Source organism: Ensifer sp. ENS08 (assembly GCF_014852195.1).
Taxonomy (GTDB): Bacteria; Pseudomonadota; Alphaproteobacteria; order Rhizobiales; family Rhizobiaceae; genus Ensifer; species Ensifer adhaerens.
This window is the reverse complement of the sequence record NZ_JACVBF010000001.1, coordinates 375269-394779: the sequence shown is the minus strand read 5'-3', so window position 1 is coordinate 394779 and position 19511 is coordinate 375269. Positions and strand designations below refer to the sequence as shown.

Genomic DNA, 19511 nt, shown 5'->3' with positions numbered 1-19511 from the left:
GGATGGACTTGCTCTCACTCTGGAAATTAGGTTGCCGGGACCTTGGTACCAGGCGGCAGGCTGACTTGAAAAGACCCGGATGCTCCCGCTGTTGCAGCCCCTACTTTAGCGGAAAGCGCGCACGTATTAATTGTAATTGTTGCTTGCGTTCGCGGAAGTGAAAATATTTTTATTGATGCTGATGTGAGGAGATTTAAAGTAATTCAAAGTAACTAATTGCGTATAATTCATTATTATACTTGGAAACAATTTATTGCAAAACTTTAGATTGCTTTCAAGTGTCATGATATTCTGTGATAATTGAGGGGTGGAAGCGGATATGCTTTTACGATCATTCCTCTTACATGGAGTTACCCATGACCAAGAATACCAACGCATTCGCTCTCCCATCCGCCGCCCGCACGTTCTACGAAGCCAACGCGGTCGCAGAAGACATCAAGAGCCAGCTCGAAGAGACGGCCATGTTCTTGATCAACATTTCGCGTCGTTCGACTGAAGAGGCCTTCAAGCTCGGCGAACACCTTGAACGCGCAGCGGAGCTGCTCCCGGAAGGAACCTTGGAAAAGTGGGCTGTGGAACGCTGTGGCTATACCGCGCGTCATGTCCGGACCCAACGCGCGGTGTTTCGCAACCTGGCTCACTACAAGGACATACTGGTGGAATTGGCCGTCGGCCCGACGGTTCTTGGAAAGCTGAGTGCTGCGGAGCCCGATCAGATCGAGCAGGCTATTGGCTTCGCCGCCCAGAACGGGAAGCTTAGGGTGCAGGACGTTGCGGCGATTATGGCCGACTCGAAAAACGAGGCAGAGGCACGGCCGCAGATCGATCCGTATGACGTCGGCGGCCTTGACGGGCTGAAGGCGATCATCGCGATCAAGGTCCGGGAAGGCCTCAAGTCGTTCATCGGACATCTCGAAGAGATCCGCGCGCATATCGACGAGGCGTTGCCGAAGAAGAACATCGTCAAAAAGTCGCTCGCGGACAAAACACACCTGACGGCGCGCCTTGCTCGGCGAGAGCTTGAGAGCCTTGCTCAGTTCGTGATGCCGAATCCTCACTGCACGAGTGTGGTTTGGAACAGCCCCCTTCCACCGAAGACACGATGGTCGGAAGTCGGCGATATGCTCTATAAGATGGGCAGCAACGAAAACTGGCCAGAAAAAGAAAAACTGCGGACCTGGTTGGAAGCGGAAGTCGTGCCGATCCTGGAATGGGCCACCTCCAAATCAAGTGCCCCGGCTTGGCCAGGTGTGGAAACCAGTGAGGTGCTGAGCGTGAACGTTCCGGCCGAGGTTGATGCGGACGGGCCAGTTCCTGCTGATGTCAGCGGCAATCCTGATGCGGTGGCGACGGGTGCCCCCTCAGTCGAAGAAAGGATGGGGGCTATTGCTGCGGCTTTTGGAGCCACTGCCACGACCGAGGTGCCCAAGCCTAAGCTCACACTGCAGGATGACGTTCCCTCCATCGCTGAAGCTCTTTCCAAATCCGGAAAGCACCTGAAGCGTCCGGAGATCGTCGGCCGGATCAAGTCCGCGTCGGGCATTGCGACGCCATCGACAACATCGCCGGCCGCCACCGCTTAATGCGCTTGGTCGAAGACTGGATGGCCGGAAATTCGGCCTTCCCCTAAAAAATATCCAGAGGGCCGCTTGTCGGCCCTTGCTCATGCTCGGCTTCGATCCGCGGTTGGACGACAATGTTCCGATGATGAGGGGAGCAGACTGCCAGTCCGCCGGAGGTCAGGTCCGAAGCGTCATCGTGCCCGTGAGCCCGGCGTTAACCTTGTACCGGCTTCGTTCTCTTTTTTGTTCGCGGGTCCTTGAGCCCGGCTCCCGGTCCTGCCAGGTTGGGGCTGTTCGAACGACCGGACACAAAGCGGCCCAAGCCGATGCTACCAACATCGACAAGGGCCTGACCCTCAGCCTTCTTGCGAAAGGAATCGGGCTATGAGCATCATTACCTCTACACTCCCCACTGGGGAAGTTCTCCGTTCGATGGCCGCCGAGGCATCTGTCTTCTCCCACCGTTCGCGTGGCCTCAGCGCCCGAATCGGCATCGGCGAGCCGGCAGTACTGCGCCGTCATCCGCATATCGTTCGCTTCGCCGAGGTCGAGGCCGATCTCGACTTGCTGATCGATCGCGCCATTGCGGCCATCGCCGACGGCGAGCCGATCGAGGACGAGATTCTCGGCCATTACGTTCACATCGCCTCGCTGGTCCGTGCCGTCTCGTTCCGGGAAGGCAAGCTGCTCGAGCAGGCGGTCGAGCGTCTGGCAAAGGCCAACCCTGACATCACGGTGCTGACCCAGTCGTTGAAGCTACCGCTGGTCAAGGCGGCGCTCGAAGCCGTCTCCGGAAACGACTGGGAGAGCCTCGACGGCGTCAAGCTCGATTGCGAGGCGCCGGCGAAGGGCAGCTATACACCCGACCTGATCATTGTGAACCGGGCGCGACATACGGCCTACATCCTCGACCTCAAGCGTTCGCTCGCCTCCTATGGCGACACCAGCCGTCTCGAAGAACTGAAGCTCAGGATGATGGCGTCGGCTATGGTGCTGCCGGACTGGCTCTACAAGCATCACAAGCGAATGATGGTCGACACGGTCGAAGTCGCGATCGTCGATGGGGCCAGCCGCCCGAGCGATCATGCCACCGGCATCTGGGCTTTGTCCGAGATCGACGATCTCTTGGAAATCGATGGTGTCGCCGCCTGCATGGCCGAACTGCGTCTCCGCTTCGGCCGCCGCGTGCGGCAGCTCCTCGAAGCGGAAGCCCGCAAGGCCCTCGGTGTCGTGGCGACGGCCGCATCGGATGCGATGCACGCCTCAACAATGCCGGGCAAGCCGCTGATCGCCTTGAACGGTGCGGCCCGCAGCTACGAGGAAGAGCAGGCGATGACCGCGCGGGACGATGACGATGATCATTACGATCTTGGCTGCTTCGATGAGAATGAGGACGACGAACCGGAACCCGTCCGTATCCGGATTGGCTTTGCCCGCCGTCCGCATCGGCACTGATCGGCGGCTAGCCTAACGGCACTGATCGCGGCCGCGCCCAGAAGCTCGTGGCCGGCTTCCCCTCTTTCTTGCATTCCATGATCGCCAGGTGCCCATGCGCTCCGGCGAGGAGACAGTCATGTCCATCGAGACCCACAGCCTGACTGTGGCCGGCTTCCTCTGTGAAGCGGTCACGATCAATACCAACGCGTCGCCCTGCCTTCACAGCAGGCTGGCGAATATCTCCCCCCAATCTTCTGCCGTGGATCGCGGTTCGAGCCGTCGCGATAATCCCGCCGTTCTGATCGGCCTGGCGCTTGCCTTCGTCCGGCAAGGCCGCCTGATGGATGGCAATGTCCCGGAATCCCTGATGCTCCGGTTGAACGCGCTTGCCGACGGCGGCGATGCCGCATGCCGTATGCTGCTCGACTGGCTGCGGAACCGCAACCGGAATCTTGGTCGGTCAGGGAGCGAGCACTTGGCTCCGTCGACCACGATCAACGCGTCGGCTGACATCCATCTGCCGCGTCGTTCACCGCGTGAGCGTGTGTTGGCGGCTGTTTCGACGTCTGATCATCGCGAACGTCGAAAGCGGAGCCGGACACGACCGCGCGATCCGGCGAGGAACCCGGAAACGGCAATTATTGCCGCGGAGACCGGGGGGCGCGCCGATGGATAAGGTCGCCCGTCTGTTCATTCACCGTCTTCGGTATCTCGCTCGCCGCGAGGCACGCCGGATCGCGCTGCGCAATGGCCTGCTCGAGGCCAAGATCGTGGAGGTGGAGGGTCATGTGCTCTGCCGCTACACACCGGCCTTCGACACGGCAAGGCTGACTGGCGATCCGGTTCGTGATGGTACCTGGTTCCGGCAGAATTTTGACGCGGTGCTTGTCGCATCGAAGGAGAATGGCAATCCGACGTCGGACTCTGGCGGCGATGATGACGTGAACGTGGAGTCTGTCGCCGCGCCGCTCGTCTCGCCCATGCTTGCCTTCCCCCGGGCTCGCCGGGGCGTGACCGCGCAAGACGCAACCCCGGGCAACGGCATTGATCGGCGTGCCTACGCGGTCCGCCTCGTGGATCGGGCCGTGGCAACGCCGCCGATTAGTCATATTGTGGCGGCGCTGGTGTTGGCGCGCGCGGTGCGCAGTAATGGACGGTCGCTGCGGGAGATTGTTCAGACGCTGATCCATACGACACCGGTCGTCACCCTCCATGCGCCGCTCGATGGCTTCGAACGGGAGGTGCTACGGCTTCTGGAAAAATCCGGGGTGGTGCCTGACGGTCCCTTCGCAATCATCAATTCCGATCACATGTTCAATGACGATCACTTTGACGTCGTTGAAGGGGAGCGGCGCAGACGTCTCGTCGTGTTCCCGGGCGCAAGTGTGCATCGTGTTACCGGCAACGCCTTGCGTCGGCGAATGATCAGCGCATTGTCCCGCAACTATCCGATCCTCGCCATCGCGGAAAAACGATCGGACATTCCGGCCCTGCTTTGCATCTCCGCCGACCTGTCGTTGGAAACGGGCAAGCTCGAACGGAGATTTGTCGCTGATCTGGTCGAGGTGCTCTATCCGGATGCGGTAATCGGAATGCTTGGCCTGCCGTCGGATACTGATGCGCGCTGGCTGTCGCTGGAGGATCTGGTGCTTGCCTTTCGCCCGGGACGGGATGTTCGAGATGTGCTGCATCTCCTCGCCACGCTGATCGTACGCAATCGTGGCGACTCCGAGGACGAGGGCGGCGACTCCGGTGATGACAAGACATCCGGATCAAAGTTATCCGCTACATCCCCAGAGAAGGCGTCGGGATCGGACGAAAAGTCGAAGTTGTCCGAAGCCGAGAGCAACGGCCGCTGGAAGCGCGACAAGCCGTCCGGCGCCGAAGTAATCCAGCCCGAGCCTTTGCTGACGGCGGGCGAGATCGACGGCAGGTCACCGGTGACCGTCGAAACACTCTCCGGATACGGCAGGGCCAAGGACTGGGCGCTCGATCTCAAGACCGACCTCGACGATTACCGCGCCAGCATCCTTACTTGGCCAGAGATGAGCACCAAGCTGTTGTTGTCGGGTCCGCCCGGAACCGGCAAGACAACCTTCGCCCGGGCGCTGTGCAACAGCCTGCAAATCCCACTGGTCGCCACCTCGGTCTCGACATGGCTGCAGGGTGGTCACCTCAATGATGTGATCGACAAGATGGCGAAGACCTTCATCGAGGCCCGAGCCATGGCGCCGGCGATTTTGTTCATCGACGAGATCGATGGCATCGGCAAGCGCCAGCCGGCCGAACGTAACTATGCCGACTACTGGAATGCCGTGGTCAACAAGGCGTTGGAACTGCTGGACGGCGCCGTCAAAAGCGAAGGTCTGATCATCGTCGGCGCCACCAACCGGCCCGATGAGATTGACGAGGCCATCAAGCGGTCCGGCCGCCTGGAGACCCATATCGAAATTCCGAAGCCTGATGTGTCGACGCTCGCAGAAATCCTGGCCCACCATCTCGGTGACGATGTGACGGCGCTGATCGACGAACCGGTACTGGAGGTGGAGCGAGAAGCTGATGATGGATTCTCGCTGAGGAAGATCGTCGCCGACCACCTGAACGAACAAGCAGAAGACGAACGGAAGGGAGCAGGCCGATGACCGCGACCCAGAACAGCAATACGGTGGAAACGACGGCAGTCGCGCAGCAGGGCAATCCCGTTGATGTAATCCTGAGACGTCTTGCCACGCGGGCGATGGGGCTGACGGGCGCGGATATCGAACGGATCATCCGGGAAGCGCGACTGAAGGCGCGTCGCGGCAAGCGGGCGATCACCTACGAGGATATCGAAGAGGGCATTCGCGGTAATCGTCCGCCGGTACCCTACAATCTGCGTTGGCGTTTCGCGTTCCATGAGGCAGGGCATGCGGTTGTCCATCATGCTCTCGATCTCGGTCCCGTTCGCGGGCTCAATATCGACACGGGGCAGGGTGGTTATAATCTCGTCGGCTTCCACGTGTGGGCCACCGACACCCGCGACTGGTACGAACACATGCTGACTATGCTGATGGCCGGACGGGCAGCGGAGAATCTGATGTTCAAGCGCGTATCGAGCGGCTCCGGTGGCGCCGACGATAGCGATTTGGCGCGAGCCACGCGGATCGCCTTCGACATGGAACGGACCCTTGGCTTCGGCAGCGAGCATCCGCTGCTCTATCGCCCCCACCGTGATCCGGGCGCGGTTCTGGACCGCGCCCCCGAACTGGCGGCTCGTGTGCATGCCAGGTTGGAAGCGGCGCTCGACCGCGGGGCGACAATCCTGAGGAGGCGTAGACCGACCTTCCATGCCCTGGCGAAGGCTCTGTTCGATGCCCAGGCAATGGATGAGAACGCGGTTCTGCAAATCCTGGCAGACGGTGATCTGCCGCCCTAAAGCTGATAGTCATGCGGCCGATGAGGAGAAGCGGAGTGCAGGATGAGTGTCGCGGTTGTTGCCCATTGCGATTGGAGCATGGAACAGAAAAAGCGCTGGATGGCTGTGGCGATCAAGCGCGGCGGACAATGGCACGTTCAGCCTCCGGAACTCGTCGGGGACACATTGAGCTTGTTCGACCGGCTGCAGCGTCGCGCCGTCGATCCTGGCTCGCTTTTCATCGGCTTCGATTTTCCGATCGGCCTGCCGGAGGCCTATGCGCGAGCGGCCGGCCTCAGCTCCTTCAGGGAGGCGCTCACACTGTTCGGCTCCGGAATCTGGTCGGACTGGTACAGTGTCGCCAATCATCGCGATCATATCTCGCTGCGTCGCCCGTTCTATCCAGTGCGTCCTGGTGGTACGGCGCGCGCCCATCTCTTCGAGGCTCTCGGCATCTCTGACGCCTCGTCTCTTCTGCGTGTTTGCGAACGGGCGACCGCAGATCGGCAGGCCGCCTGCATGTTGTTCTGGACACTCGGCGGCAATCAGGTCGGCAAAGGCGCGATCTCGGGATGGCGAGAAATCATCGTGCCGAGACTGGACGCGATTGGGCTGTGGCCATTCGATGGCAGCCTGGTCGATCTCGCCAACAGCAAGCCAGTCGTCGTCACTGAGACCTATCCTGGTGACGTGTACCGTCAAATCGGCATGCCTAGAGGTGGCTGGAGCAAACGGCGTCAGGCAGACCGTATACGGATGGGGCAGAGTATCTTGCCTTGGCTTGCAGCGCGGCCGGACCTCGATACCGGTCTGCTTCTGCCGTTCATCGACGATGGCTTCGGCTCGGACAAGGCGGGCGAGGACCGTTTCGATGCCACTATCGGGCTGCTGGGCATGCTCGATGTCGTCGATGGGCGGCGCGGTGAAGGCATTCCCGCAATCGCTGCCGTCCACAAATGGGAAGGTTGGATCCTCGGACACCATCGTGATGATGTGACATGACCTGGGGTGAGCTCTGGCATGTTGTTGGCAATTCATCTCAGGTCTCCGGCAACCTGAAACAAATTGCGCTCATTTGATTCCGAATACCGGATTTTTGATTCGGAACTCGAATACGACGATTCATCAACGCCGTTCGCGGCCGAATAGGTCGTTTTGACGTGAGATAACGTGCCCGCAACTCTAAACAAATTGCGGTCATTTGATTCTCTATTCTGAGCCGCCGATTCGAAGGTCGATATTTCCGATTCAGCCGAACAAGGCTTGCGCCGGTAGGCCGGTCCCCTGACCATTGAAGAGGTCGAGGATCGGGAGGAGCGGCATGAACCTGAAAGCAGCAAGGCAGCGACAGAAGGCGCTTCGCGACGCCAGCAGAAGGGCGAAGCGACCTGACCGAGATGATGTGGCTCGGGTGGCGCTGTTCTGGCTGATCCGGAGGGCGGTTGAGAAGGGGCAGCAGATGGAGCTCGAGAAGTTCCAGAACAGGATCGTCTCGATGCTGACCGATCAGGGTTTCGATGAGCGCGAATGCGACGCAGTGTTCGACGATCTCGTCGCCAAGTACCGGACGGGCGGCTCGCCGTTTCGCAGGAAAATCCACCTGATCTATCCCGACGGCCCCGACCAGGAGGTCTGAGCGCGTCCGTGTCCACTTGGTCTGTTGTTACCGGATCTGCCTGCTCCACGCGGCCGATCAACGCCTAACGGCGTTTGTTTCTCTTACGACTTCTCCCCCCATTACTCCCGAAAACGCCGTTTGATTATGAATCGGATTTCCCGAGAAGGCTCCAATCCTTCGTTAATTCACTTCGCTTAGCTCGGCCGGCCCCTCGCATAGAGGGTCCGAGTAACGAACAGCATGAAGTGAAATGACCAAGCTAACTGCAATCAAAGCCTTCCAGCGCAAAATCGACTCTTATTGCGAACTGCGTCTTTCGACCACCTTCTCCGGCGATCAGGCCGAAGCCCTTAAGGCCTACATGCGGCGTCTTATCGAGCGAAGGTGTGGGCCACCCAGGACGGGAGGCCGCACAGAATGGGATGTCGTTGCCCGAATGACCGGAATCGACGCTGGACTGCTTGCATCGCATCACCGTTTGATCGACCCTGGTTTTGACGCCATTATTCGTTGGAACAAGGACGGCGGGAAAGCTGCCGGAGACGCGGAAGGGGCCTCCCGCAAGCCTAGAGGTGCGACGAGGGCAAAAAAGGCCCCCGCCGAGAAGACGAAACCGACAATCAAGCCCGCGCCTTCGAAAACGGCACGTCCTCACGTTGCCTCGGCGGTGCTTAAGCCTGGCGTGAAAGTCGAGTTTCCAGAACCCTTGTTTCGCGAGTGGGATGACCCTGCCGATTTCGCCGCCGCGCTCCAGCTTCACATGCGTCGCCACGGTGAGACCTACTGGGTTCTCTATCGGTCGATAGTGCGGGCCGACGAACCCATGGACAAGAACACCCTGCTGAGTTGGATCGAAGGCCGGCGTGTCCCGCGCAGCACCGATAGCTTCGATGTCCTTGGCCGTGTCGAGCGCCGTTATCGCCTCCCGGAGGGCTACTTCAAAGCGAAGTTACCCCATCAGTCGCGATCGGCCTCCGGATTCAATCTCTCGGGTATCGAGCCCGCGGAGCGACGTAGGATCGCATGGCATCTACCCGATGACTTCAACTCGCTTCCATTCGCCAAGCGCGAGGAGATCCTCGATTGGGTCCGCCGTGTGATCATCAGCGGGTCAACGGACTACCGCAAATTCCAGGCTGCCGCAGCCAAGCAGCGCTACGCCATCCGCTTTCCCGGCGTATCGTATGGTGGGCGCGCGCCGCGTGATGGCAAGATCACGGTCCCGGCGAACTATGAGGAAACCTGGATCGAGGATCCCGATCTGCTGTCCGGCGTCGTCGATGCGCCGCCGACGCTTGCCATGGAAATGGCGGACCTGGTGCGTTTCAAGACATCTGCGCTGACCTCGATCGGATTTCAGCGGAACGGTGTCTGGGGTGAGGAAACTGCTTCCCAGAAAATCGAGCACCTCGGTCTGATGTTCGGCGCATTGGCTGCGTCGAAGGTGGGAGAGATCAGAGGATACGGGGTGCCGTTGCGTCAACTGACTTTTGGGCTTCTTCTCTTCCCTGGCGTCTGGGACTGGTATCTGCAGTGGCGTGAGAGCCGGCGGGGTTTCTATACGGCGTGGGAAGTCGACATGCTTCGGATTGCCCTGGCAATCACAAAGGAAAGCACCGGATGGCTTAGACAACATCCCGAACTGCTGGCGCGTGTGCAGCCTATTGTCGGTCTCGTTTCGCAGAATGAGATCGATTATGCCCGCGACGATTGGCATGGCGCCTGCGAGGACTTTCACAAACATGCCTCCCACCGTGTGAAAGAGATTCAACGCATTGCCCGAGTCCATCGTGATCCGTTCGAGCCGATCATGCCGGTGCTCGAAGCCGACAGTCCTGTCGGCGAATATCGGAAGATCACCGAGGAGATCATCCGGCTGATGCCTGACGAAGAGCGCTATCCGCGTCCGGCAGCAGAGGCGGTTCGCTCATTCCTCATGCTGCGGCTGGGACTACATCTCGGGCTTCGTCAGAAAAACCTGCGGCAGTTGATGCTATGCCCGCGAGGCCACATGCCGCGTTCGGAACGCATCCTGGAAAAGCTAAAACGCGGTGAAATCCGCTGGAGTGATCGCGACGGTGGCTGGGAGGTGCTCATTCCGGCGGTGGCCTTCAAGAACGCTCATTCATCGTTTTTTGGAGACAAGCCATTTCGGCTGCTTTTGCCTGATTTGCTCGATCTCTACCGCTACATCGACGATTACGTCGAACGCCATCGCTCGGTCCTGCTGAAGGACACCGTCGATCCCGGGACGTTTTTCGTGAAGACTGTCAAGACGACGAGTACCGACGCGGCCTACGACATCACCAGCTTCTATGAGGCGTGGCGGCTCACCATCCAGCGCTATGGCATTTACAATCCATACACTGGGCGTGGGGCGATCAAGGGCCTGCTGCCCCACGGTCCTCATAACGTTCGTGATGTGCTGGCCACCCACATCCTCAAACAGACTGGCTCGTACGAGCAGGCGAGCTATGCCATCCAGGATACGGCAGACATGGTCGCCAAGCACTACGGCCGCTTCCTACCGCAGGACAAGGCGGCGTTGGCGGCACGAATTCTCAACCAGGTTTGGGAAGCCGCATAGTTTCGCGGCAAGCCGGGGCGGAGATTATTTCCGCCCCGGTCAGTTCATTTCTTACCTTCACGCGCCCATGGCGGCGGTTCCTTGTTTTCGATCCACGGAAGAAGTTGCAGCGGCTTGGGTTCGATGATCGAGGTGATGATCGGATAGTGTTTCAAGGCGCTTCGCATCAACGGAAGGCCGGCTGCATTGGTGTATCGTGTGTTGGTTTCGCTGCCTTCGCTTAGCCGCCCCGAGATGTCATCGATGACCTCAGGCGAAACACCTGCCTGCTTCAGAGTATCTGCCATGCCGTGACGAAGAGCATGAATGGATCGCTCCCACATTTTTTCGCCGAGTGCGCCCCGCATGACAGGAATGAAGGTGTCGTAGAACCGATTCCCCGGATCGTTTTCTGTCTTATCCGAGAACAGATCTGGGAAAAGAGCTCCGTATCCCAGCTTCTTGATCGCTTGAAGGTAGTCGATGAAACCCAACCGAACCATTTCACCGGGCATCGGCAGCAATCGTTGAGACTGTACGTTCTTCAACCGTCGAATGCCGTTCGTGCGAAGGATGATCACGTAACCTTCATCGTCCTTCGCAATGTCGTCGACTGCAAGTCCAGCAAACTCTTTACGTCTTGGCCCCAGATAGGTGAACAGGATCGGCAGATAGTAGAGCGAATCGTGGAAGACATGCTTGCCGGGGACGAGCCTCTTTCCGCGCAAGTGGCCGTGTGAACCCACATAGACCGGGCTTGAGAAGATCGGAGCGATGTCTTCCGGCTTCGGTTTGTATTGCTGCCGACGGATCTCACCGGCTTTGGGCTTTCTCGGGCGCAGACCTTCGAACGTCCAATCCTCGATTTCGAACCCGTGTCCCTTCAGATGTTTCAGGAAATGCTGCAGGTTGCCGAAGTGCTTGCGGATGGTCCCGGCGGCGAGGCCCACCTCCGCCTTGGTTCCCGCAGCCTCCGCAGCCTTGCGCAGCTCATGGCCCTTCGCGCGCAGTTCCGGCGCCGACATGATCCTCATCCGGCTGCTTCGACCCCAGTTGATCGGGATCTCATTGAAGTGCTGACGCAACAGACCGATGTGGTACTGCTCGATCTGCCCGGAATGCTCGACGCCATGTTCTACGAGCACCGACTTGAACATCCGCACCAGCGCCATTGCATCTCGCGCGGTGTCCTTCGTCCATTCGTCGCGCATGTTGACGATGAGCTTTTCACACTCCTGCTCGAAATCCGCGACGGCAACGATTCTCTGGTTGGGCTGTTGAGCTTCGAGCGCCGTCTTCTCAGTTGTCGGCGCCGCGCGCGGCGAAAGTTCGAGGTAGGCGATTTCCTCTGGCTCCGGAATATCGGTTGCAGTCGGTGCCGGCTTGCTCTCCTTGGTCAGCACCAACGAGGGAGCGGCAGCAGGTGGGACCTCGACGGGCTTCTCCTCCACCACGGACGCGTTCGCGCTGCCGCCACCTGTGAATTCGCTTAAGGTCCGGTCGACGAGTTCGTGGCGCTCGTCGATGTCGAGGAGGGCTGCAGCACGGCCTTCGAACATTTTCGACATCGCGCGTTGGCGATTGACTGCGGTGTCGGCAATGTCGAAGTGATAGATCAGCCGCCGGAGAGAGCTCGGCCCGATAGTTCGCCCGGATGGCATCGACATGCGAGGCGGGCACCCCGTTCTTCAGGAGGTAGGTGAGGCCAGGGCAGTTGCCTTCGAGGCTGAGGTCCGAGCGGGTTCCGAACTTCGCGAGGAGCTGATAGGCCCAGCCAGCCTCGAGATCGAGCTCCATTTCAACGACGTCGCCACCCCGCCCATTGCGCTTGGCCATCGTGCTGATGTCATCGAGCCTCTCAAGTTCCTTGTCCCGCTCATGCTCGAACAGGATTTGGAGCTGCTGTCTGTCGGTCATCGCGTCCTTCGAATTCATCTTCAGTTCGGCCAGTCGCATATTGAGCTTCCGGCCGATGATCTGAGCCTTTTTATGGTCGGAACAATGAAGGCTGAGTGAAAGGCGGCTGCCGGGACGGCAACGGACGAAGATGGCCGGGATGCGAGCCCGCCAATAGAAGATATTTCCTCGGCGGATCAGATTCTCGACCTCGTGACGCACGGCCATGACGCATGCCCTGTCTTCTCCCAAAGGCGCGGCCGTGACGCACGGGGGCGTGGGCATCACCTTTGGTCATCAGTTCTGGGCATCAGGTCGCCAATGATGCCAAAACGATATCCGGCACGACTGGAAAATCAAGGAATTAAGGGGATTTCGAGAGAATTGGCTGGGGAACCTGGATTCGAACCAGGACTAACGGAGTCAGAGTCCGTGGGTCTACCGTTAACCTATTCCCCAAAGCCGCCGTCGGAGCGAAGCCCGTCGGTGTGGTTGGCGGGCTTATAAACAAATCGGCGGCTGATGCAAATACCTTTTGCAAAAAAAATCGCGGCTGAAGTGAGATCGCAGCCATCGAGGGGGACCGGAACAGGGACCCAGGTGCTCAACCCGGTGTGTTTGCTGGGTTCGGGCGCCCGACGCCTTTGTTGTGCACAAGCCGGTTCTCAAAAAAAGTTTGGCGAATGGGGGTTGCGCTGGTACAGTCGCGCCAACGAAAAATCGAGAGAGCGCCTTGAGCGGCCCTAAGGCCTTGCGCGGCGCCATGGTTGAAACAAGTGAAAGACCCCGATCACGGCGATAAGCCGTCCGAATCCGGGGCGTCGGCAGCAGGCCGCAGTGATGGATCGAAGCTCGGTCCGCGCAACGGCAAGGGCAAGCGTAAACGACGCAAGTCGTCTGCTTCGCCGTCTGCAATTGCCAGCCAGTCCGGCGCAGCCGGTTTGGCAGGGCGTCCCGCAGGAGAGAACGAAACGGAGCCGGCGCGCAAGCGCAAGCGGCGGCGTCGTTCGAAATCAGCAAAACAGCAGGCGCAGGCCGGATCCGCGTCACAAAGCAGCGGCGTTCAGGTCGTCGATGCGTCGCTTGGCGAACGCAAGGGCCACAAGCGCAGCAAGAAGGCCAAGCACCGCCGCGGGCTCCAGGGGCGCCCGCTGACGAGCGGCGAGCGCCAGCCGGCGCAGCAGCGTGGCGCCGATGGCGGCGGCAATGCGCGGCAGACTTCTGCCGCCGGCAGCGGTCAGGCGGGCGCACAGCCGCGTTCGGGCAATCGCGGCGAACAACCGCGTGCACCCTATATCGCTGCTAGCGAACCGCCCGCGCCGCTCTATGCCGCACTTGATCTCGGCACCAACAATTGCCGTCTGTTGATCGCTCAGCCGACCCGTCCCGGCCAGTTCCGGGTGGTGGACGCCTTCTCGCGCATCGTCCGTCTCGGCGAAGGGCTCGGTGCCAGCGGCCGGCTGTCGGACGAGGCGATGGAGCGTGCCGTCGAGGCGCTGAAGATCTGCGCGTCGAAGCTTGGCGCCCGTACCATTCGCCGCAGCCGCCTGATTGCGACGGAGGCTGCGCGCGCGGCTGAAAACGGCGAAAGCTTCCTTGAGCGGGTTGCGAGCGAAACCGGTCTCGATCTCGAAATCATCAACCGCGAAACCGAGGCACGGCTTGCCGTTTCCGGCTGCTCGTCGCTGGTGGATCGCGAGACGCGCTCGGTCGTGCTCTTCGATATCGGCGGCGGCTCGTCCGAGATCGCCGTCATCCGCATCGGTGATTCGCGCTCGAACCGGCTCGCCAACCACATCACCCACTGGACTTCGCTGCCGGTCGGCGTCGTGACGCTTTCGGAGCGCCATGGCGGCCAGCATGTGACGCCGGCAAGCTTCGAGGCGATGGTGCAGGAAGTGGAAGGCATGCTTTCCCGCTTCGACAGCCCGCCTGTCGAAGCTCTGGCGAACGGCACGTCGGGCAGCGGTTTCCACCTGATCGGCACGTCAGGCACGGTGACGACGCTTGCCGGCGTGCATCTCGACTTACCGCGCTATGATCGCCGCCGCGTCGATGGCCTGTGGCTGACGGACGACGAAGTCTCGGCCATGCAGGCGCGGCTTCTCTCCTGGGATTTCGACGCGCGCGCCGCCAATCCCTGCATCGGCCCTGATCGCGCCGATCTGGTGCTTGCCGGCTGCGCTATCCTCGAAGCGATCCGCCGGCGCTGGCCGTCGACCCGCATGCGGGTTGCCGATCGTGGCCTGCGCGAAGGCCTGCTCACCGATATGATGGCGGACGACGGCGCCTGGCGCCGCTCGCGGCCGCGCCGCCACCAGCGCGGTTCCAATGCCTCCGGCAGCCACGAAGGAAACAAACCATGACGAAACCCCCCGTCGGCGCCAACCGCAGCGGCCGCAAGCTTGGCCAGAAGGTCAAGAAGGGCAAGCTCAAGGCATCCTCCCGCCGCTGGATCGAGCGCCACATCAACGACCCCTATGTGCAGCGGGCGCAGCTCGAGGGCTACCGCGCCCGCGCGGCGTTCAAGCTCCTGGAGATCGACGAGAAGCACAAGATCCTGAGCGGCGCGCGCCGCATCATCGACTTGGGCGCTGCCCCCGGCAGCTGGTCGCAGATTGCCGCCAAGGTCACCAACTCCACCGATACCGATCCGCGCGTTGCGGCGATCGACTTCCTCGAGGTCGACCCTCTTCCGGGCGTGCGCATTCTTCAGATGGATTTTCTCGATCCGGAAGCGCCGGGCAAGCTGATGGAAGCGATCGGCGGAACACCTGATCTGGTGATCTCCGACATGGCGGCGCCGACGACCGGCCACCGCCAGACCGACCACCTGCGCACCATGCATCTGTGCGAGGTCGCGGCCTATTTCGCCGTCGACGTGCTGGCCAAGGGCGGGCACTTCCTGGCGAAGACCTTCCAGGGCGGCACCGAGCGCGAGCTGCTCAACATGCTCAAGCAGAATTTCCGTCAGGTCATCCATGTGAAGCCGGCCTCCTCGCGCGCCGAATCGGTCGAGATGTTCCTGCTTGCCAAGGATTTCAAGGGGCGCCAGCAGGCCGGCAGCGAAACGGAAACCGAAGACGAAGCGGCCAAATAACATGCTGCTTTACGTCACCGTCGGCAGCAACGATCTGACACGCGCCGGCGCGTTCTACGATGCGGTAATGCCGACCCTTGGCCACCGCCGGCAGCGCCAGGACGAGACCGAGATCGGCTATGGCGCTGAGGGCGATCGCATCCGCTTTTGGGTGGTGACGCCCTTCAACCGCGCGCCCGCCACCTATGGCAATGGCGTGAGCATCGCGCTTGCAGCTGAGACCCGCGCCGCCGTCGACGCTTTTCATGCCGCAGCCCTTGCCAATGGCGGCACGGACGAGGGTGCGCCGGGCCTACGCCCGTTTCACGCAAATTTTTATGGTGCCTGGGTTCGCGATCACGACGGCAACAAGATCGCCGCCGTCTGCGAGCAGCCGGAGTAACCTGCCGCTCGGGCGCCGAGTTTCCAACGATTTCCTGATGGCGAAAGCACGCAGGCGCCACGGCGCCAGGCCGGCTTGTGCCGATCGGCCGCACTCCTGATCGCCCTCCAAAACCCGGTCCCCCCAAAGACGGCGCATCGTGGTTAATCGGCCATTAACCAGTTGAGTGCAACTCTGGTGTTACTATCTGGTCCATTAGGACCTCCTAAGGTTTTAAATTTCACCGAGCGCTGGCTGCCGATCGACGATTGGCGACGGGTCGAGCACGTGCCCGGTTGGCTGCATGTGGAAGTACCTGGATGTCGATGATTTCGCTTGCCGTTCGGCTCAGAAGCCGCGCGCATTTTTCCGTCAAGAGGAATGGTGCCGGCAAGCCGGGGGTGATCATCGGCACCAGCGCCGGCCGCAGGAACCAGGCGCGGCAGCGCGTGGGGATCCTGATCGCCGGCTTTGCCGTCGTCTTTCTCGTCGTCGGCGGGCGGCTGGTTCAATATGGCCTGTCGGCGCCGGCCGAAACCGCGTCGATCGGCGGCAGCGGCCATGTCATCGCCTCTCGCCCGGATATCGTCGACCGCAACGGCCATCTCTTGGCGACCGATCTCAACACGATGTCGCTCTATGCGGAGCCGCGCAAGATCGTCGACGCCGACGAGGTCGTCGAGAAGCTCGCGACCGTGATTCCCAATCTCGATTGGCGCGATACGCACCGCAAGCTCCAGTCCGGATCAGCATTCCAGTGGCTGCGACGCCAGCTCACGCCGAAGCAGCAGTCGGACATTCTGGCGCTCGGCATTCCCGGCATCGGCTTCCGCCCGGAAAAGCGCCGTTTCTATCCCGGCGGCGTCACCGCTTCGCACATCCTCGGTCACGTCAATGTCGACAACCAGGGGCTGGCCGGCATCGAGCGCTATCTCGACCAGCAGGGCTTTGCCGATCTGCGGGCCGCTGGCCTTACCAGCAACGCCTCGCTCGAGCCTGTGCGGCTGTCGATCGATCTGCGCGTCCAGAACATCGTGCGCGAAGTGGTCGCCAACGCGATGACCGACTATGAGGCCGAGGCGGCCGGCGCTGTGGTTCTCGATGCAGAGACCGGTGAGGTGCTCGCCATGGCCTCGGTACCCGACTACGATCCGAACGAACCCTCGCGAACCTTGCCTGGCGGCGGCGTCGACAAGGAGTACGAAAAGGGCTGGTTCAACCGGATGAGCAACGCCACGTTCGAGATGGGCTCGACCTTCAAGAGCTTCACGCTGGCGATGGGCCTCGACGCGGGCAAGGTCAACCTGAACTCGGTCGTCGACGCGTCGCGGCCGATCCGCATGGGCGGCTTCACCATCAAGGACTTCAAGGGCAAGAACCGCCCGCTATCGATCCCGGAGGTCTTCCAGTACTCCTCCAACATCGGCACCGCGGCAGTTGCCGACATGGTCGGGATCGAAGGTCACCAGCAGTTCCTGACGAAGATGGGCCTCCTGTCCCGCATGCAAACCGAAATGCCGGGGGTCGCCATCCCGACCCAGCCGCGCACGTGGAAGAAGATCAATTCGGTGACGATCTCCTTCGGTCACGGCGTGGCGACCACGCCGTTGCAGACGGCCGTCGCCGCCGCGGCGCTGATGAATGGCGGACACCTGATCCCGCCGACCTTCCTGCCGCGCTCGCCGGAGGAAACGAAGTTCGTCTCGCAAAGGGTGATCAAGGAAACGACCAGCGCCGACATGCGCTTCCTCTACAACTGGAACGGCGTGAAGGGCTCCGGCAGGCGGGCGCAGGTGGAAGGCTTCCATGTCGGCGGCAAGACCGGCACGGCCGACAAGGTCATCAACGGCCGCTATGCCAAGGACATCAACTTCAACGCCTTCCTTGCGGCCTTCCCGATGGATAAGCCCAAATACATCGTGCTGTCGATCATCGACGCACCGAAAACCGGAGAAAACGGCGGGCGGACGGCCGCGGCCAACGCCGCTCCGATGGTCAAGTCGATCATCGGTCGGTCAGCGCCGCTCCTTGGGGTGAAGCCCCGGTTTGGAGACCTGGGCGCCGAACAGTGGCTGGCCAACTACTAAGGCCGGCACCGTTGCTGGGAAGGCACCGTCGATCAGTCGGTGCCCAAGGGATCATTTCCCCGCAGCCGTCTCGACTTCGCGCGCCGGCAGCCGGTGTCCCGACACGGAGGAGCCGGCGTTCTTCGCCATGGTGAGGAACGGGATCGCCGCGATCAGGTTGGCGGCGGCGATGATCATGAAAGCGGTGTGGAAATCGTCGAGCTGCAGCGGGCCGCCGCTGAGCTTCGTCTCGATTTCGAGGATCGCGCCGGCGACCGCAACGCCGAGCGCCAGGCTGATCTGTTGCAGCACCGCGCTCATCGAGGTCGCCTTGCTGGCATCCGCATCGTCGATATCGGCAAAAGACAGCGCGTTGACGCTGGTGAAGAAGAACGAGCGCGCAAAGCCGGCGATCAGGAGGATAGTGATCAGCACCAGATAGGGCGTCTCCGGCGTGAAGAAGCCGTTGGCGAAGGTGGTGATCGCCGCAATGATCGCAGCGATGATGAGCGTGGTACGGAAGCCGGCAAAGGCCAGAACGCGCCGCGCGTAGAACTTCGTGGTAATCGCGCCGACCGCGCCGATGAACGTGATGAGGCCGGACTGGAACGGATTGAGGCCGAACCCCACCTGCAGCATCAGCGGCATCAGGAAGGGAACGGCGCCGACCGAGATGCGGAAGATCGTGCCGCCGATCGAAGCGGCGCGAAAGGCGTTGTCGCGGAAGAGCTTCAGGTCGAGGACCGGGGCCGGATGACGCCGCGCATGGCGGATGTAGAGCAGGGCCGAAACAAGGCCGATCGCTACCGAGGCGATGCCGACAACGGGGGGCAGGGCAGGCAGGCTGATCACCGACAGGCCGAAGACGATGCCGGAGGCAGCAATCCCGCCGAGCAGGAAGCCCAGCACGTCGACCGGCGGCGGATCGAGCGGCTCCATCTTCGGCAGGTAGATGCCCGACAGGATGTAGCCGGCGATGCCCACGGGCACGTTGATCAGGAAGATCCAGTGCCAGGAGAAGTAGGTGGTGATGAAGCCACCGAGCGGCGGTCCGGCAAGCGGACCCACGAGCGCGGGGATCGTCAACAGTGCCATGGCCGACACCAGTTCGCTGCGCGGTGTCCCGCGAACCAGCACGAGGCGAGCGACCGGCGTCATCATCGCGCCGCCCATTCCCTGCAGGAACCGGGAGAAGACGAAGGCGGGCAGGCTGTTCGAAATGGCGCAGAAGATCGATCCGGCAATGAAGACCAGGATCGCCGCGCGAAAGATCCTCTTGGCGCCGAAGCGGTCGGCCATCCAGCCGCTCAAGGGGATGAAGATCGCCAGCGCCACCATGTAAGCGGTCAGCGCCAACTTCAGCGTGATCGGCCCGACGCCGATGTCGCGGGCGATTGCCGGCAGCGACGTGGAAATCACGGTCGAGTCCATCTGCTCCATGAAAAGAGCGACGGCAAGGATCATCGGGACGATACGGTTCATGAAACGATGCTTCGGACGGTCAGCGATAA

The 19511-nt window shown here is 61.3% G+C and carries 15 protein-coding genes and 1 tRNA gene; 13 read left to right on the top strand and 3 right to left on the bottom strand.

The window, feature by feature from the left end:
- Positions 1-356 precede the first annotated feature (356 nt).
- From IB272_RS01905 to IB272_RS01870, 8 genes are all read left to right on the top strand, one after another.
- Positions 357-1583, top strand: a complete 1227-nt coding sequence (locus IB272_RS01905) for a hypothetical protein (protein WP_192444192.1) — start codon at positions 357-359, stop codon at positions 1581-1583.
- A gap of 363 nt (positions 1584-1946) precedes the next feature.
- Entirely contained in the window at positions 1947-3017 is a 1071-nt protein-coding gene (locus IB272_RS01900) for a hypothetical protein (protein ID WP_192444191.1), read from the top strand.
- A gap of 118 nt (positions 3018-3135) precedes the next feature.
- On the top strand, positions 3136-3675 hold the full coding sequence (locus tag IB272_RS01895) for a hypothetical protein (RefSeq protein ID WP_192444190.1): 540 nt from the start codon (positions 3136-3138) through the stop codon (positions 3673-3675).
- Positions 3668-5641, top strand: coding sequence for an ATP-binding protein (locus IB272_RS01890; RefSeq protein ID WP_192444189.1), 1974 nt, complete (start codon positions 3668-3670; stop codon positions 5639-5641). The genes IB272_RS01895 and IB272_RS01890 overlap by 8 nt, the downstream gene beginning before the upstream one ends.
- The gene (locus IB272_RS01885) at positions 5638-6414 is read left to right on the top strand and encodes an ATP-dependent Zn protease (RefSeq protein ID WP_192444188.1); all 777 of its coding nucleotides are present in this window, start codon (positions 5638-5640) and stop codon (positions 6412-6414) included. Before IB272_RS01890 ends, IB272_RS01885 begins: the two co-directional genes overlap by 4 nt.
- A gap of 42 nt (positions 6415-6456) precedes the next feature.
- Positions 6457-7395, top strand: a complete 939-nt coding sequence (locus IB272_RS01880; protein WP_192444187.1) for a DUF429 domain-containing protein — start codon at positions 6457-6459, stop codon at positions 7393-7395.
- Between the two features lie 319 nt (positions 7396-7714).
- Positions 7715-8029, top strand: a complete 315-nt coding sequence (locus tag IB272_RS01875; RefSeq protein ID WP_192444186.1) for a hypothetical protein — start codon at positions 7715-7717, stop codon at positions 8027-8029.
- Positions 8030-8261: 232 nt separating this feature from the next.
- Positions 8262-10598, top strand: a complete 2337-nt coding sequence (locus tag IB272_RS01870) for a hypothetical protein (protein WP_192444185.1) — start codon at positions 8262-8264, stop codon at positions 10596-10598.
- 44 nt (positions 10599-10642) lie between these two features.
- Here IB272_RS01870 and IB272_RS01865 read toward each other — a convergent pair whose 3' ends face one another.
- Positions 10643-12244 carry an integrase gene (locus tag IB272_RS01865; RefSeq protein WP_246810290.1) on the bottom strand — a complete coding sequence of 534 codons (1602 nt, stop codon included), beginning with the start codon at positions 12242-12244 and terminating at the stop codon, positions 10643-10645.
- Here IB272_RS01865 and IB272_RS34825 point away from each other — a divergent pair.
- Complete coding sequence (locus tag IB272_RS34825; RefSeq protein WP_246810289.1) at positions 12243-12593, top strand: hypothetical protein; 351 nt, start codon at positions 12243-12245, stop codon at positions 12591-12593. The two genes, IB272_RS01865 and IB272_RS34825, sit on opposite strands and share 2 nt — an antisense overlap.
- 265 nt (positions 12594-12858) lie before the next feature.
- Here the strand turns inward: IB272_RS34825 and IB272_RS01860 are convergent.
- Positions 12859-12932 (bottom strand) — tRNA-Gln (locus IB272_RS01860).
- A gap of 317 nt (positions 12933-13249) precedes the next feature.
- Between IB272_RS01860 and IB272_RS01855 the strand changes: the two genes are divergently transcribed.
- The 4 genes from IB272_RS01855 to IB272_RS01840 all read left to right on the top strand — a co-directional run bounded on the left by IB272_RS01855 (position 13250) and on the right by IB272_RS01840 (position 18021).
- Complete coding sequence (locus tag IB272_RS01855) at positions 13250-14839, top strand: Ppx/GppA phosphatase family protein (RefSeq protein ID WP_034800890.1); 1590 nt, start codon at positions 13250-13252, stop codon at positions 14837-14839.
- Positions 14836-15573 carry an RlmE family RNA methyltransferase gene (locus tag IB272_RS01850; RefSeq protein WP_034800892.1) on the top strand — a complete coding sequence of 246 codons (738 nt, stop codon included), beginning with the start codon at positions 14836-14838 and terminating at the stop codon, positions 15571-15573. Before IB272_RS01855 ends, IB272_RS01850 begins: the two co-directional genes overlap by 4 nt.
- Position 15574: 1 nt before the next feature.
- The gene (locus tag IB272_RS01845) at positions 15575-15955 is read left to right on the top strand and encodes a VOC family protein (protein ID WP_060584041.1); all 381 of its coding nucleotides are present in this window, start codon (positions 15575-15577) and stop codon (positions 15953-15955) included.
- Positions 15956-16254: 299 nt separating this feature from the next.
- Positions 16255-18021: a penicillin-binding protein 2 gene (locus IB272_RS01840; RefSeq protein ID WP_034800896.1), complete on the top strand. Its 1767-nt coding sequence runs from the start codon at positions 16255-16257 to the stop codon at positions 18019-18021.
- A gap of 51 nt (positions 18022-18072) precedes the next feature.
- Here IB272_RS01840 and IB272_RS01835 read toward each other — a convergent pair whose 3' ends face one another.
- A complete protein-coding gene (locus tag IB272_RS01835; RefSeq protein WP_034800899.1) occupies positions 18073-19482 on the bottom strand; it encodes a DHA2 family efflux MFS transporter permease subunit in 1410 nt (469 codons plus the stop codon).
- Positions 19483-19511: the final 29 nt, after the last annotated feature.